The sequence below is a fragment of the Syntrophales bacterium genome, from assembly GCA_035363115.1.
Taxonomy (GTDB): domain Bacteria; phylum Desulfobacterota; class Syntrophia; order Syntrophales; family PHBD01; genus PHBD01.
On sequence record DAOSEM010000003.1, the window covers coordinates 75519 to 92271 of the forward strand.

Consider the following 16753-nt stretch of genomic DNA (forward strand, 5'->3'; position numbering starts at 1 on the left):
AGAAACGCTTGACATCCTTTTTACGTATCCCTTATACGTTTCGCATCCGCACATGCCGGTATCGACCTGAATGCAGGATCGAGAGCCGGGCTTTCCAGAATAAAAGCCGACCCTTTTCCCGGACTCCGCCCTTCCGCGATGAAAGGGTGGTTTCCGGAGCGACCGGGGCCGTCAAACCGACAGAGGAGGAATCCCATGGCCAAGATTGATGCCTTTTTCCAGTTGATGAACGAGCAGGGGGCCTCGGACCTGCACCTCGTGACGGGTCAGCAGCCGGCCCTCCGGATCCGCGGTGATATCGAGCGGATCAAGTACGACCGCCTGGACAACGACGGGCTGAAGGCCATGCTCTACGAGATCGCCCCGGAGATCAAGATCAAGCAGTTCGAGGAGACGGGCGACGTCGACTTTGCCTATGAAATCCCGGGGCTGGCCCGCTACCGCGCCAACTTCTTCGAGCAGAAGTGGGGCTGCGCGGCTGTTTTCCGGGAAATTCCGAGCAAGATCCTGACCTGCAAGGACCTGGGACTCCCCGACGTGATCGCCAAGCTGGCCCTCCTGCCCCGGGGACTCATCCTGGTCACGGGCCCCACCGGCAGCGGAAAATCGACGACCCTGGCGGCAATCGTTGACGAGGCGAACAGACTGCGGAAGGATCACATCATTACGGTTGAAGATCCCATCGAGTTTGTCCATGAGAGCCAGGGCTGTATCGTCAACCATCGGGAAGTCGGGCTCCACACGAAGAGCTTCTCGGCGGCCCTCCGGGGCGCCCTCCGCGAGGACCCGGACATCATCCTGGTCGGCGAAATGCGCGATCTGGAAACGATCAGCCTGGCCATCGAGGCGGCCTCCACGGGCCACCTGGTCTTCGGGACCCTGCACACCACCAGCGCCGCCAAGACGGTGGACCGCGTCATAGAAGTGTTCCCGTCCAGCGAACAGGCGCAGATCCGCTCCACCCTGGCAGACGGGATCCGGGCCGTCATTTCCCAGACCCTGTTCAAGCGGGTCGACAAGAAGGGCCGCTGCGCCGCCCTGGAGATCCTCATCGCCAACTCGGCGGTGCGCAACCTCGTCCGGGAATCCAAGACCTTCCAGATTCCGTCCATGATCCAGACAGGAAAGAAATACGGCATGCAGCTTCTGGACGACGCCATCATGGATCTCATGAACAAGGGTTGGATCTCCGGCGATGATGCCTACCAGAAGTGCAACGACAAGGGCCGGTTCCGCCAGTACCTGAAGAATCCGCCGACGGACTTCACGGAGGTGTAACCGCCGGACCGGTCCCCGCGACCGGCATCGAGGAGGCAGAAACATGAGGAAGCAAGAGGTCGACTACATCCTGGGGAAAATGCTGGATGCCCACAAAGGCGTTTCGGACCTTAACATGACGGTGGGCAAGCCGTTCCAGGTGGAGACGTCCGGCCAGTTGTCGAAAGTGGACCTGGAACCGAGTTTTGAAACGCTCTCCCCGTTCCAGACGGAAATCTTCGCCATGAACCTCATCAACCGGGACCGCCGCCTCACGGAGGATCTCCTGACGAAGGGATCCTGCGACCTGGCCTACGAGCTTCCCGGACGGGCCCGATTCCGTGTGAACATTTTCTCCCAGAAGGGCAACCTCTCCATCGTGATGAGGAAACTGGAGACAAAGATCCCCACCATCGCCGAGATGAACCTGCCGGAAGCCTTCAAGAAGATGGCCCAGGAAAAGAACGGCATCATCTTCGTCACCGGCGCCACCGGAAGCGGAAAATCCACCTCCCTGGCGGCGGTCCTCGACAAGGTCAACGACGAGCAGTCGGTCCACGTGGTCACCCTGGAAGACCCGGTCGAATTTGTCCATCCCCAGAAGAAGGCCACCTTCAACCAGCGGGAAATGGGCCAGGACTTCGACATCTTCTCCAACGGCCTCCGGGCGGCCCTGCGCCAGGCCCCGAAGGTGATCCTCGTCGGCGAAATGCGTGACCGCGAGACCGTCGAGATCGGCCTCTCCGCTGCGGAGACGGGGCACCTGGTGCTGACCACCCTGCATACCGTCGATGCGGGCCAGACCATCAACCGCATCCTGGGCATGTTCAACACGGAAGAGGAAAAGCAGATTCGCATCCGCCTGGCCGACACGGTCCGCTGGATCGCCTGCCAGCGCCTGCTTCCGAAGGTCGGCGGAGGGCGGGTGGCGGCCTTCGAGATCATGGGCTCCAACCTGCGGGTGAAGGATACGATCCTGAACGGCGAGTCGGAGGGCAAGACCTTCTACGACATCATCGACCAGAGCCGGCCTTTCGGCATGATCACCTTCGACGAATCCATCGTGGATCTCTATAAGGAGGGGCTCATCACGGAGGAGACGGCGAAGGCCTATGCATCCAACAAGAGCGCGGTGGGACGGGGCATCGACACCGTCAAGAGCGCCCGGGGCGAAAAGACGACGGACCTGGGAAAACTCCAGGTGGATTCGGATTACGGGAAACCCCCCAAGAGGCCGGGCTGGTAATCCGCTCTGAAGCTCGTCAACGGATACAAGGGAGATAGACGATGGAAGATGAAAAGAAACTGTTGAACGAAGTGGCGGCGGACACTTACGATTCCTCGGACCGGCCCTTCGACTTCGTCCTCGAGGAGGGAGAGACGGCCCTCGTGTGCTCAAACGATGCGGCGAGCCGGGAGAAGATCATCCAGGCGCTGCAGGCGATGGGGTACCAGATCAGCGAATCGGCCTCGGCCAAGGACGCCCTGAAGAGCATGCGTTTCCACGTTTTCGACCTGGTGGCCGTGGACGAGGGCTTCGAAAGGGAGGTCCTGGACTACCTGGAAACCCTGAACATGAACACCCGGAGGAATATCTTTGTCGTCCTGCTCACCGGCGCGCTTCGGACCATGGACAACATGGCGGCCTTCCACCTGAGCGTGAACCTGGTAATCAACAAGAAGAACATCGAGGACGTGGGACCGATCCTGCGCCGGGGAATCAACGACAACAAGCAATTCTATTCCGTGTTCATGGACGGCATGAGGAAGATCGGGAAGATCTGAGATCCGGCAGAGACATTTTGAGTGGAACGGAGAAAGGGGGCGGCGAGTCCCCTTTTTTCGTTGGCGGCTTATGCGGGCAATGGCTGTGACCTTTCTTTTCCGATCCGCGTGTAGTAACGATACGAGCATGAACGGACGTTTCCTGGCTTTCCACAAGATCGGCTTTTCCTACGACGTCCTTGAAAAACCTCTGATCACGGATCTAACCGTTGACTTTACCCAGGGCTGGACGGGCATCGTAGGGGCGAACGGTGCGGGGAAAAGCACGCTCCTGAAGCTAGCAGCCGGTGATCTGCAGCCTTTGTCCGGCTCGCTGCATATCCCGGGCGCGGCGATTTATTGCCCCCAGCGCACCGATGATCCGCCGGGAAGACTTGCCGAGCTGCTGCTTGCAGAAGACGCGGAGGCCTTCCACATCCGGCGCCGGCTTGCCCTTGCCGCGGACTGGCACCACCGGTGGGAGACACTCAGCCATGGGGAACGCAAGCGGGCGCAGATTGCCGTGGCGCTGTGGTCGAGCCCGGCGGTGCTGGCCCTTGACGAACCCACCAACCACATCGACCGGGACGCCAGGCGTATGCTCATCTCGGCACTCAACACCTACCGGGGAGTCGGTCTCCTGGTAAGCCACGATCGGGAGCTGCTCGACATGCTCTGCAGCCGGTGCCTTTTCCTGGAACCCGGAGGGGCGAGGCTGCGGCCGGGGAATTATTCCGAGGCATCGTCGCAGGCTGAGCGGGACACCCTCACCCTTAGAAGGCAGAGGGAAACCGCCCGGAGAGAATACCTCAAGCTGAAGCACACGGCGGTCAAGCGGCGATCGGCAGCGGCTGAGGCCGACAAGCGCCGTTCCAAGCGCCACCTGGACAGGAAGGACCACGACGGCTGCGCCAGGAAGGATCTCGCCCGCGTTACCGGGAAGGATGCCGTTGCGGGTAAGTTGCTCCGACAGGTGGACGCCCGCCTGCAACGCGCCGCGGACAAGGAGATATCTCTTCAAATCCCAAAGATGTACGACCTTGGGATCTGGATCGAGGGCTCACAGTCCTTGCGGGACTTCCTTTTCCGGTTGCCGGCCGGCCGGATTCCGCTTGGCGGGTCAAGGCAGATGGATTACCCCGATCTGGCGATGCGACCGGCGGACCGCGTGTCCCTGACGGGTCCGAACGGGGCCGGCAAGAGCACGATTCTCCGGCACATTCTCCGTCATCTTGACATCCCCCCCGAGCGGCTGATCTACGTTCCTCAGGAAATAGACCTTCAATCCTCGCAAGGCATCATGAATGAGGTGCATCGCCTGGAGCACGACCGTCTCGGCCGCGTCATGACCGTGGTGAGCTGCCTCGGATCCCGCCCGGCACAGCTTTTGGAGAGCCGGGAGCCCAGCCCCGGAGAGATGCGGAAGATCCTGCTGGCGTTGGGCATCTCGCTGGAGCCCCACCTGATTGTCATGGACGAGCCCACGAATCACATGGATCTTCCCTCCATCCACTGCCTGGAAGAGGCCGTCGCCGGGTGTCCCTGCGGCCTGCTCCTGGTGAGTCACGATGAGGCGTTCCTGGGGCGGTTGACGGACATCCGGTGGGAGCTTGTCATGGATGAGGCGGGCGACAGCCGCCTCTGCCTGTGACAGGACGACTTTTCTCTGTGGTGGAAGCGCAGAGTTACTGGCCTGCGAAACGTTCACATGGATATTTCATCCCGGTGCCGTTCGCAGTCTGAACGGCCCTCGAACCGGCTTTTGCCGGATACGCCTCTCCATCTCAATCAGGAGCGCTTTCAGGGCTTTCTCTGTAAGGATTTCACGGACCAGGCTTTCCTGTGTCAGCCCCAAGGCCATCACCTTAGTGAGCAGTTCGCCCTGCAATGACCGGCTACGCCAAGCCAGCGAGCATCTCCTGGCTGCTCCAGCGAAACAGTGTCCGGTTCGGACACTGCCGGAGGTATCAAGCCATTTGCCGCCCTGAATGCCTCATTCTATGAAGCAATAAAAAAGGCCTTTTGCTTCAAGTTAAGCAGAGAAGTCCTTTCAGAAGAATATGAACTTGAATTGGAGCACGAGTGAGATATCGGTCAATCGAGAGATCAGAATTCGATGATTCCCTGCTCGTCACCGACCTTGGGGCCGAGCATTCTGGTCGTCTTCCCCGCCAAAGACGTGTTTGTTTTGAGATCCTTGACGACTTCCTCCACGGAGCCGAAGGGGGCGATGACGTCGATCAGCCAGGGTTCATCGCCGCTTTTCCAGTCCGGAGGCGCCAGCCGGCCGATCTTCCGGTAGCGATCCGCAACTTCTTTCGACAGGAAGGCCCAGCTGGCAAAGGCAACGGGCGATTCATCCCGCATGTACACCTTCGCCTGGTCGAGTACGACCGGGGGCAGAATCCGCCATTCGAAATCGGCGACAAACATGAACCGGTGGGCCGGTGAATTCATGGCCAGAAAGCACACGGGGCCGAGAAGGGGCAGCTTTTTGAACACCAGTTTTGCCTGTTCCACCGCCAGTTTGACCAGCTCTGCCTGCTGCCGGGGAAGCTGCCCACCGGCCGCTTCTTTATTTTCTGTCATGGTTGCCCTCCTTTTCTATTTCCGATTTCAGTTGTGTTCCGAACGCTGATATCGCTTATCGCGTCAGCGTTCACGCATCGCTTCGTTCTTGTACCTGAGGAGGGGGCCCAGGAAATATTCGTAGGCCCCGCGTTTCTGAACGGTTATGTCCGCCGTGACGGACATGCCGGCGCCGATCGACGGATTCCTTCCCGCCACCCTGCCCGGCAGTTGATTGCTCGAAACCAGGATGCGAACTGGATAGATCAGGCCCAGCTTCTGATCCTGGATGGCGTCGGTCCCCACCCACTGCAGCCTGCCGTTCAGGTATCCGTATTTCGTGTATTCGAAGGCGTCCAGCTTGACCACCACGTCCTGGCCGGGATGGACAAACCCGATGTCTTTATTCAGAACCTGGGCCTCGATCTCGAAGTTTGTTCCCTCCGGGACGACCGTCAGCAGGGGCTGTGCCGCCGTGACGACGCCGCCGACCGTATGCACGGCCAGCTGCTGAACGATCCCGTCGCAGGGCGCCGTCAGCAACTGCTGCTGCTTTCTCTGCTCCGCTTTGACAAGTTCCTGGGCCGCCGTCTCGTATCGTTTTTTGGCCTCCGCCAGTTCCGTGAGTGTGCGATATCGGAATTCCGCATCGGCCTGAGTCCTGCTTTTGGCGGCGGCGTTTTCGGCGGCGATCGTTTCGCTCCGCTTTGCCTTCAGCACCACAAGGTCGTTCTTCTGGTTGGCTACCTCCAGCCTGCTGTCGATCACCGCCATTTCGGATACATAGGCGTCCTTAACCAATTCCTCCTTCATGTTCAACCGCTTTTCCAGGAGGGGCATGGTCGCCTGGAGCTTCCGGATGCTTGCCTCCACGCCCGCTCTTTCGGCCCGCTTCCGGGCAATCTCCTGGTTCAGGGCCGCCATTTTCTGGCCGTGCTCCGCCAGGCGGTTCTTAAGCAGCAGGTTCTGCGTCCGGATCAGGGAGAGGTCATCCGTCGGCGTAACATCTTCGATTCTCGGCTTTCCGGCGGCCTGTGCGTTCAGGCGGCGCACCTCCATGCCGGTTTCCAGGACGTCTCTGGAAAGGCGGTTTCTGTCCGCCTGGCTGGACGTCGGATCCAGCTCGATCAATATCTGCCCCGCCTTGATGGCCTGTCCGTCCCGGACATGAATGGCCTTCACAATGCCCGTTTCGAAAGGCTGGACGAGCTTGATGCGGTCCGAGGGAACGACCTTTCCCGGCGCAGTGACCACAATGTCGAATTCGGACAGGAACGCCCATAGAAAAGCCGCGGCGACGACGCCCATCAGGGTGTATGCCATGGTCCGGGCCAGCGGGGCGGGAGGGTGCTTCTGGATTTCGAGGTAGGCAGGCGTGAAGGCCTCCTCATCCCCCCCCTCGAGCATTCTGTCCAATCCCCTGTTCTTCGAAGACCCCGGACCGGTTTTGGCGGATTCCTCCCTTTTTTTATCCTTCATGGCCGCGAGCCTCCATTGAGCCGAGCTGCAGGCGATGAAAGCGGGCATACCGGCCGTCCTGCTTCAGGAGCTGCTGCTCGGATCCTTCTTCGACCAGTTCACCGTCCTCCAGCGTGAAGATCCGGTCCACCCGCCTCAGGGTCGAGAGCCGGTGAGTGATGATGAAGACCGTCCGTCCCCGGGAGATCGTATCCATGTTTTGCCAGAGCCGGTCTTCCGATTCGGCGTCGAGCATGCTGGTCGCCTCATCCATGACGATCATCCGGGGATCGAGGGCCAGCGCCCGCGCAATGGCCAGGCGTTGGCGCTGCCCCCCCGAGAGCGTGCCGCCCCGCTCCCCCACCAGGGTGTCGTATCCCTCCGGCATCCGGCGAATGAATTCGTCCGCGCCGGCGAGCTCGGCGGCACCCACGATCCGCTCCATGCTCATCGCCGGGTTCGACAGAGCGATGTTCTCCCGGATGGTCCTGTTGAACAGGACGACATCCTGCGTCACCACGCCGACCTGCCTTCTGAGCCATGAAGCGTCGATCATGGAGACGTCCATCCCATCGATCAGAACCCGGCCACGCTCGGGCACATAGAACCGGAGCAGCAGCTTGACCAGCGTGCTCTTTCCGGAACCGGTGGCACCAACGACGCCGATCACCTCTCCCGGTTTGACTTCGAACGTCAGGTTTCTCAGCACTTCCGGCGCATCCGGGCGGTAGCGGAAGGTGACGTCTTCGAATTTCACGGCCCCTTTCAGCTCGGGCAGGCTGCTCTTGCCCGGGCGGAAGACCGGTTCAGCCGGTGCGTCCAGGATGTCCGCCAGCCGCCGGAGCGAAACCCGCATTTGCTGGAATTCCTGCCACAGGTTGGCGATCCGCAGGATCGGGGCGTTGACACGGGCCGACAGCATGTTGAAGGCGATCAACTGGCCCACCGTCAACTGTCCATCGATGACCAGTTTGGCTCCAAACCAGAGCAGAACGACCGTGAGCCCCTTGCTGATCAACTGGATGCCCTGCTGCGTCAGGTTGGCCAGGTGACTCGACTGGAAGGCGCTCCGGACATAGCCGGCCATCCGCTCTTCCCACTGCCGGCGGAGCATCGGTTCCGCCGCCGCCGCCTTGACCGTTTCGATCCCGGAGACGGTCTCGAATAGGAAGGACTGGTTTTCGGCATTCTTGGCGAATTTGTCGTCGAGCTTTTGCTTCAGGAGGGGTGTCAGCAGGGCGGAAACGCTCACGAACAGCGGGATGCAGACCACGACGATCAGGGTGAGGAGCCAGCTGTAGTAGGCCATCACCGCCAGGAAGACGATGGTGAACAGGAGATCGATTGTGACCGTGAGGGCCGAGCCCGTCAGGAAGTGCCGCACCGTTTCCAGCTCCCGCAGGCGGGCGACGGTGTCGCCGGACCGGCGGCTGGCAAAGTAATGGATGGGCAGCGCCAGCATGTGGCGGAAGAGCCTGGCGCCCAGCTCCACGTCCACCCGGTTGGTCGTGTGGGAAAAGAGATAGGTGCGGAGCGTGCCCAGCGTGACTTCAAAAACGGTCACTAAGATCAGACCGATTACGATGACGTCCAGGGTGGACAGCCCGCGGTGGACCAGCACCTTGTCGATGACGAGCTGGAAGGCCAGCGGGGTGATGAGGGCGAAGAGTTGCAGAAAAAAGGATGCCGCCAGCGTTTCCGAGAGCAGGCCCCGGTATTTCTTCAGGGCCTGCCAGAACCAGCGGATGCCGAATTTTGTCTGTTCTTCCGGCTCAAACGTGCGCTTCGCGGTGATAATGCGGCCGCTCCACATTTTTTCAAAATCGGTTCGGGAAAGCAGCATCGCCCTTTCGGCACCCGGAACCTGCAGCAGGGCGCGATTCTCGTCGATCTTGCCAAGGAGGGCGAAACGGCCGTCGGACAGTTCCACTATCGCTGGAATTGCCATATTCAGGAGCGCCTTGTATCGGCAGCAGATGGACTCCGACGTGAACCCGAGAGAACGAAGGGCACGAAGAACGGCCGATTGGTCGAAGGGCATTCCCTCGGGCGAAAACTCGTGCCTCAGCGCCTGGGGATCCGCCGGTTGCTGGTGCAGCCGGGCGATCATGCGCACACAGTCCAGTCCCGTCTGGTCTTTCCCCGCTGCCTTTTTCTGATCGCTCATGGAGTGGATCCGTCCCCTTTCCCATCCTTTTTTGTAAGCCATTGAATGTAGTTTCCGCCCGTGAAGACAAATCCCGCCTCCAGGATCCGCTTTTCCCGCGGCCCGGGTTCGATACCCGAAGTCAGGCTCAGGCTCAGCTCCCGGCACTCCCGCCGTTCGGCCCAGGACTGAAAGCCCCGAAGCAGGATGCCTGCGGCGGCTCCTTCCCGATGTTCCGGCGTCAGATGGAACAGGTGGCTCATGGCGATGCGGGCCCGCGAAAAAAAGTACTCCGTCACGTGCCCGGAGAGGATGCCCGCGATTTTTCCACCGGTTTCCTCCGCAAGAAGAAAGACTTCCTCGGGCCGGGGCCGCTCCAACTCGGCCTTCAGGTGGGATAAGAATCGGCCTTGCTGCAGCCGGATTCGGGATTGCGGGCTTTCCGCATGCATTTTCCCAAACAGGTCCGAAATGTCGGGTATGTCCGGCACGCCGGCGGGCCGGATGGTGATCTTCCCGATCGGAATCGTTTCGGCCTGTGTTTTCTCTTCCCGGCCGTTCAGCCACCGGGAATAGTTGCCACCCGTGCGTACAAAGCCGAGATGATGCATGTACTTGTCGAAGCGCCCGGTATCGACGCCGGCGTTCTGGCTGATGCAGAACAGCCTGGCATCCCGGTTCGTTGCCCATTGGCGGAACGCGAAGAGCAGCCTCACCGCCAGGGAGCTCCCGCGAAACCGGGATCTTACGAAATACACGTAATTGCTGCTCATACGGGCGCCGGTAAACGGGTACTCCGCAACCGCTCCCATGAGCGCGCCGACGAACCCTTCACCCGGGACCACCGCCGCAAAAATGCAGTAGCTCTCGTTCTGCGGTTCCAGGATGGCCTGGAACTGGGAGGCCAGCTTGTCCTCGTCGTAAGGCAGTGCGGACAGCCGGGTTCCCGCGTGTATCTCCTTCCCCAGCTCAACCAGTGCCGGGATGTCCGCTGCGGTTGCGAATCGAATCAGCCCCATGGTCGGAACGCCCCCGGCAAGAAGATCCCAGTCTCCCGCTCCGATAGAATAAAGGCGGCTTTCATGAAACCACGGTATTCTGGGCGGAGGGCTCCATGAACTCGTGGAGGACGTTTTCCGCGATGATCACGTCAAGCGGTGCCGTGGACGGGGGAATGCATAGCTCCGAAGGGGGCTGCACCATCTCGCCGGCGCAGTCGGATACGAACTGCTGAAGCATGCGCATGATATCCGCGTCGCTCATGCAGGCCGACTCGACGGCGGCGGATGAATCCGGAACGACGGGAGCTTCCTGGGCAGGCATCGTCTCATCGGTGTACCGGAAGGCGGCGTCTCCGATGTTCCCCGTCGTACCGTCCTCCATCTCGTAGGAGGAAGTCCCGAAGAGCGTAACGTCGCCTTCGGCCTCCACGGATATATTCCCGTCGGACTGGAGGTTGATGGCGGCGATGTCCATCTCCGCCAGGGACTTGAATTCCCCCGGGTCCGTGATGCCGTCCAGGTTCGCGTCCCGCCAGACGCCGAACCTCGCCCAGTCCGAATCGTTCGCTGTGAGCCTGCCGTCGCCGTCGGTATCGAAAGCCTGCAGGCCTTCGAGGTCCGTTCGGGCTCCTTCTTTGTAGCCTGTGAACGAAATCTCGTCGTGTCGGTCGATGATGCCGTCGCCGTCCTTGTCGAAGGCGAGGAGCCCGTCGTCCCTGTCGGTCCAGGCGATGTGCTCGCGCCAGCCGTCCCCGTTGATGTCGTAGAACACGTTCGAGTCGTCCACGCCCACAAACTCCAGCCCGTCGCGGTCGATATCGATGGCGACGGGCTTGCCGCCGCCGGGGATGTAGCCATAATGAAAGGAAGTCACCGGAACATCGGCGTAGGCACCCTCCGCGTCGCTGACACGAACGGTGAAGGTCGAATTCCCGAAGTAGGTATCGTATGAAGTGGGGTTGAATTCCCAGAAGACAACTTTTCCATGGCTGTCGGTCTCGCCCCCGTATCTCGCGTCGGTATACCCGAGATAACCCTGCGCGCTGCCGAGGGTAGCGCTGCCGTGGAGCGGACTTGCAACAATCTGATAAGAAAGCGATTCCGAATTGCCGTCCGGGTCCCAGGCGACGATATGGCCGAAGTCTTTCGTAAGGGTGTCTTTCAGCTCATCGTCCGCGGAAAGCAGGGGCTCGTCTTTGTCATAAGCGATCGGCACCAGCGTCCCGTTCCTGTAAAATGACGGTGTGATCGGCTCCTCGCTCCCGGAAGCCGCCACGGCGTGTCCCTCCCGGTAGACCTGAATTGCCTTCTCATTATCGTAAATAACCGTCCACGATGGTTCGGAGTAGACCGGGATGGGGACCGGGTTAAACTCTTCGTATCGATATCCGATGATTTCCGATGGCTTGTATTCATAGCAGTAGATCGGGAATCCCTGTGCCACCCTCTCTATTACCGGCCGGTCGTTCACGGCCAGGACGTTCACGGAAACGCTCTGGACGGCGGTTCCGCCGTAACCGTCCGTCGTTTCATACTGGAAAGAGGCCGGCCCGTTGTAGTTCTGCGGCGTTGTCAGCCGGATCGTTCCGTCGTCCTGGATCTCGACGGTGCAGTTCTCCGAGTTCCCGACCCATCTGATCGTCAGGTTGTCTCCGTCCACGTCACTGTCGTTGGCCAGCAGGGTTTCCGGCAGGATGACCGTTGCCCACGACTGGTCGTAGTCCACGGCGCCGCCGTCCTCCAGTACCGTGATCCCGTCCGCGGCGGCCTCCGGCGGCGTGTTGATCCGGATGTCCATCGTCGCCTCGGCGACCCCGCCGTGATCGTCGGTGATCTGGTACCGGAAGCCGGCCGTACCTGTGAAGTCCTTCTCCGGCGTGAAGACAATCCGCTGATTTTCCCAGTCCATCAGCGCTTCGCCGTGTTCGGTCGAGAGAATGCCCGTCAATCGGACCGGATCCCCGTCAACGTCGTAATCGTTCTGCAGGACCGCGGAAATGGGAATGTATACAACCGCGTTCGCCAGGCCCCCGTGGAATGTCTCGCCGACGGCAACGGGCGCGTCGTTCACCGACGCGATGTCAACGGTCGTGTGGGCGGTGGTCTCCGCGCCGGCTGCATCCCACACTGTGTAGTCGAAGCCCGCCGTTCCATGGTAGTTGGCATCGGGAACGAAGACGACCTCGTTCTCGTCGTTGAAGAAGACCGTGCCGTGGGAGGCGTTGGAGAACGATATGATTTTGAGTGTGTCGCCGTTGGTGGCGATGTCCGGATCGATCTCGTTGGCCAGGAGCACCGACTGGGGGATCACCGCAATCGTGTCTTCATCGATCTCGATTCTTTCCCCGACGCCGATGGGCGCGTCATTGACGGCGGCGATGCGGATGCTTGTGGTGCCGGTGGTCCGGCCGCCCATGCCGTCGGAAACCGTGTAGTCAAAGGAGGCCAGCCCGTTGAAATCGGTGTCGGGGATGAATTCGACCCGGCCTTCGACCATCCGGACAGTTCCGTGGACCGCATTGCCGACGGCTGCGACGGAAAGAACGTCGCCGTCCCCCGTGGCGATGTCCACGTCCGAATCGTTTTGGAGGAGGAGTGCGGGATCAATGAGGAGCGCCGTGTCCTCCACACCTGCCGGGATGTATTCGCCCACGACGGTCGGATTGTCGTTGACGGCCGCAACCTCGATAATCACGGTTCCTTTCGAGATTCCCCCCGCGTCGTCGGAGATGATGTAGGTGAAGCTTGCGGGTCCGTGATAATCGCGATCCGGAACAAAGAGAACCGTACCGTCCGGATTGAGGCTCGCCATGCCGTGGTCCGCCTTCCCGATTTCAATGATCCTCAGGATGCGGTCCGGGTCGGGATTGTAATCGTTTCCCAGGAGGTCCTGGGGCGTCAGCAGGAGCGCTACATCTTCTTCTGCTCTGATTGGATCGTCCATGGCCACCGGTGGTGAATCCGGAAGACTGTTTTCAGGAAAGTCGATCCCGCCACGGCCGGCATCGGATGCGTCCTCCGACGGTTGCTGTATGGTGGAGCCTGCCGCGGCCTCTGTTGCGGCGGGCTTTGGGAAGGGATCGCTTTCCTCCCTGGATTCGATTTCTCCAGCCGCCTGCCGGTCCGGGTACAGAAGGTTTTCCTCGTCCGGTGAGGCGGCGATGCTGCCGGTCTCGGGCAGCGAAAAGACGTCTTCGGACGTGATGACGATGGTTTCGTAGGGAGACGCTGTAATCGTTTCCGTCGAGGCCAGGACGGACAGCTCGTCCGCCTGGACGGGGGTTGTCACGGCAGCCGACGGTTGCATGGTATCCGTGGGAGCTTCGGTGGGGGCCGCCTCCGCCTCTCCCAGGGGGATCGCTCCCGCGCCGATGGCCAGGGCCGTCAGCGCGGCCCCCGTTCCGGAAAAGAGGAGCGAGGCGTCCTCCGAGGCCGCGGAAAGGATGCGCTGGATGGTCCTTTGGGTCTTGGTCCCGCCGGCGAGAGGATCTTCGTCGGAATCGACGCTGCCGTCTTCCAGGTAGATGGGTGCGGAAGAGACCGGCGCGGTGCCCCGGACCCGCAGGCTTTTCACGGTCTGTTCGAAATCCGGGGCCTCGGGATCGAGGTTGTACTCCCTGGCCAGCGCGATCAGCCGCTCGCGCTCCTCCTCCGAGAGATCCGCCTCCGGGTCGAACAGCTTCTGCAGCTCCGCCAGGTCGTCCGCATCCACGACATAGTTGAGTCGGGCGTCCGCTCCCTTTCCGTCCAGGCCGTTTTCCGCGTTGACGACGATGTTGCCGCTCCGTTCGTCCTGCCAGACGGCGGCGCCGTCCTTCTCGGCCTCCAGGGTGATCTCCTCCGCACGGAGACCCTCACCTTCGGCGAAGCGCAGAAGGATGTCCTCATCGGAAAGGCCGTTCAGCTCGATCCGCTCGATTCCCAGATCCGCCAGGCCGAAGACCTCCCGGACGTCGCTTGTCCCGTCGCCGTTTACGTCCAGCCAGAGTTTCAGCGCCAGAAAGGCGGGGTCGTTCCGGTCGAGCACGCCGTCGTGGTTGGCGTCGAAGAAGGACAGGAGCTCCCGGCCGCGGATGTCCGCCGCCACATTCATGCCCGACAGCAGCTCCCGGGCGTTGTCGATCGTGCCGCTGCCGTCCCGGTCGATGGCGAGGAAGGCGTCCCGGCCGGTGATCCATTCGGTGGCTTCCTTGTATCCGTCGTCGTCGGCGTCGAAGCGGGCCACGCCGTCCGAAAGGAGGGCCGTCAGGGTCCTGGCGACGGACTCGGGCAGGGCGATTTTGGGCACCCCGTCTCCGGCAATGTCCACGACCAGCGCCGTCAGGGCCTGGTGCCCGGCGTCTGTTTCGGCCTCGCCGGCAGCTTGCGAGCTCAACCTGTGGGCATACTGCCCCTCCGTCTCGGCATAATTCGGATCGCCGTTTTCGCGGCGCGTTTCGATCTGCTCGGCCTCCCATTTCTCGACGAATCCTTCCGCGTAGGAGGAAGCCCCCATGAATTTGTCTGCCGCATCCGCAATGGGAGCCGCCAGCATGCGGGGCTCGCCGGTGACCGGATCGGCAAACTCCATGACGTAGATGTAATTGTTGCTCATGAAGGAGGGCCAGCCGGCGAGGGCGAGGGAAGGAAGGCGCTCGGGAACGATCTCCAATCCCGCCGCTTCCGCTTGGTGCCGTAGATCGGCCAGCAGCTCCGTCATCTTGGCCTGCAGGATCTCGAATCCGCCGTTTTTGCCCTCGACGGAGATGCCGATGCTCCCGTCTTCGTACCGGACAAAATGGGCTTCGCCCTCCGGCGGCGGAGGCGGCGGAGTTTCTTCGTCATCATCACCGAACATGCCGCCCACCAGGGTGGAGATCAGGGTAATTACGATAGCGGCGGCGATGACATAGGGATTGAAGGTGCAAAGGGAGGCCTGAAGGATGCCGTATTCAAGGGCAACGGCGGTGGTATATCCGGCAAGTGCAACATTGGCCATACTGCTCACAATCGCCGCCGGATTGCCGGACTCGAAGGACTGCACCATGGAGATCGCGGAGGTGACCAGTCCAATCCCCGCGGCGACGCCGGGGGTTAGGAAACCGCTGCTGGTTCCCATCAGACCCGTAACTCCCTTGCAGGTGTTGTCCAAGGCGACCACCAGATTCCCGGCGCTCTGGATCTGCGTCAGGGCGTCGTCGGAGGTCAGCCCCTGGATTGCGCCGGCTGCGCCCAGAACCCCGCCCACGGCACCCAGGCCGTTCATCAAGCCGTCTGTGGATTGAAGGCCTGCCAGGGTTCCGATATCCTTCAGCAGATTGATGCCGGAGGAAGCCGCACCGAGATAGTTTTTGTTCTGGATGGAATGGATCAGGTCGAGGCCCGCCGCGACGGCGCCGAGGCCGGCTACGTAAGTCGGTGTACTTTCCTTCCCGACAATTGCTTCAATCGCACACTCATAGTTCAGCATGTGAATCGCCGCGGCGGCGGCCCCGAGGCCGTCTCCGTTGGCCAGGGCCTCGCCCAGGGTGGCGGCGTAGCCGATGGGGGCGGTATCCTTGAGGGCCTGCTCGTAGGCGGCCCGTGCGGCGGCCTCCTGGGCGTCGTATGTTGTATCGGTGACGTTTCCGTCCTTGTCGGTCGTCTCCTGTCTGATCAGGTAGCCGTTGGAGTCATACGTGTTGGCGGTCCAACTGCCGTCGGTGTTTACCGCTTGCGAGGAGACGGGTGTGCCGTCGGCGGTCGAGACCTGTTCCATCCAGCTCCCGTCCGCGTTGACGTGCCCGGAAACGATATCGCCGTTCCCGTCTTGCCGGGCATAATCGTAGCTGCTGTCGGAATGGACGGAGTAGGTCTTGCCGTTGTCGAAGGTAAAGGTGACGGTGTTGTCTGTGGAGGATCGGACGCTGAGCATCCGGGTGTCCTGCTCCTCCTCGAGGATGGATTTCAGGGTGGAGACGAGTTCCGTTCGTGCTTGCGCGTTCTGCCAGGCCTCCACCACCGCTTGATTGCCGCCGCTGTCACCTGAGTCGGCAAGCATTGTGGATGTCTTGGGAATAAGGCTCTCGGCGAGCTTGTCAGATATGTGGTTGTTAACGCTTGACATAAAGTCTTTTACAAAGCTCTCAGGTAATTGATCATATTGATGTTCTTGGTTTCCATTTTCTTTTTGTATATTGTAGTGACGAATCCAATCATCTTCTATGCTTTTTAACTGTTCCGCTGACAATAAGGGGTTATCTGAATACTTCATCCAGAAATATTGACCGATCGGAGTTTGAAACTTGGTTAAATCCGTCTTAACTCCGCTGTCGGTTAACAAATTGTTGACCCACATCGTACATTCAATATCGTTTGGGTCTTTTGTAAGAAACGCTACATAGTTATAATTTCCTGAATGCTCGATGCTTTTGTTGATCCTTTCTACAATGCGATTATATTGTTCCTCTGTTACATAGATGTCCTTTTTTGCCTGATAATCTCCTGTTTCAATTCGCCAGCTGTCATCCAGGATCTGGCCTGGTTTACCTTCAGTGATGCCATATTTATTGTAAAAGCCATATACTTGCTTTATGTCGTG

At 60.6% G+C, this 16753-nt stretch carries 9 protein-coding genes; 4 read left to right on the forward strand and 5 right to left on the reverse strand.

Translation table 11 applies throughout. From position 1 onward, the window contains the following. The first annotated feature begins 195 nt into the window (after positions 1-195). From PLO63_08230 to PLO63_08245, 4 genes are all read left to right on the forward strand, one after another. Entirely contained in the window at positions 196-1278 is a 1083-nt protein-coding gene (locus PLO63_08230; protein HOI74117.1) for a type IV pilus twitching motility protein PilT, read from the forward strand. 43 nt (positions 1279-1321) lie between these two features. Then, positions 1322-2503 (forward strand): PilT/PilU family type 4a pilus ATPase, encoded by a 1182-nt coding sequence (locus PLO63_08235; GenBank protein HOI74118.1) that lies wholly within the window; start codon positions 1322-1324, stop codon positions 2501-2503. Between the two features lie 41 nt (positions 2504-2544). Continuing rightward, positions 2545-3042: a hypothetical protein gene (locus PLO63_08240; protein ID HOI74119.1), complete on the forward strand. Its 498-nt coding sequence runs from the start codon at positions 2545-2547 to the stop codon at positions 3040-3042. Positions 3043-3169: 127 nt separating this feature from the next. Beyond that, entirely contained in the window at positions 3170-4672 is a 1503-nt protein-coding gene (locus PLO63_08245; protein ID HOI74120.1) for an ATP-binding cassette domain-containing protein, read from the forward strand. A 455-nt stretch (positions 4673-5127) separates the two neighbouring features. On the opposite strand, the gene PLO63_08250 is transcribed toward PLO63_08245, so the two are convergent. The 5 genes from PLO63_08250 to PLO63_08270 form a co-directional block, all read right to left on the reverse strand. Beyond that, positions 5128-5610 carry a toxin-activating lysine-acyltransferase gene (locus PLO63_08250; protein ID HOI74121.1) on the reverse strand — a complete coding sequence of 161 codons (483 nt, stop codon included), beginning with the start codon at positions 5608-5610 and terminating at the stop codon, positions 5128-5130. Positions 5611-5673: 63 nt separating this feature from the next. Continuing rightward, a complete protein-coding gene (locus tag PLO63_08255; protein ID HOI74122.1) occupies positions 5674-7068 on the reverse strand; it encodes an HlyD family type I secretion periplasmic adaptor subunit in 1395 nt (464 codons plus the stop codon). Further along, the gene (locus PLO63_08260; GenBank protein HOI74123.1) at positions 7058-9214 is read right to left on the reverse strand and encodes a type I secretion system permease/ATPase; all 2157 of its coding nucleotides are present in this window, start codon (positions 9212-9214) and stop codon (positions 7058-7060) included. Before PLO63_08260 ends, PLO63_08255 begins: the two co-directional genes overlap by 11 nt. Continuing rightward, positions 9211-10212, reverse strand: a complete 1002-nt coding sequence (locus tag PLO63_08265; GenBank protein ID HOI74124.1) for a hypothetical protein — start codon at positions 10210-10212, stop codon at positions 9211-9213. The genes PLO63_08260 and PLO63_08265 overlap by 4 nt, the downstream gene beginning before the upstream one ends. Positions 10213-10273: 61 nt before the next feature. Continuing rightward, on the reverse strand, positions 10274-16213 hold the full coding sequence (locus PLO63_08270) for a tandem-95 repeat protein (protein HOI74125.1): 5940 nt from the start codon (positions 16211-16213) through the stop codon (positions 10274-10276). Positions 16214-16753: the final 540 nt, after the last annotated feature.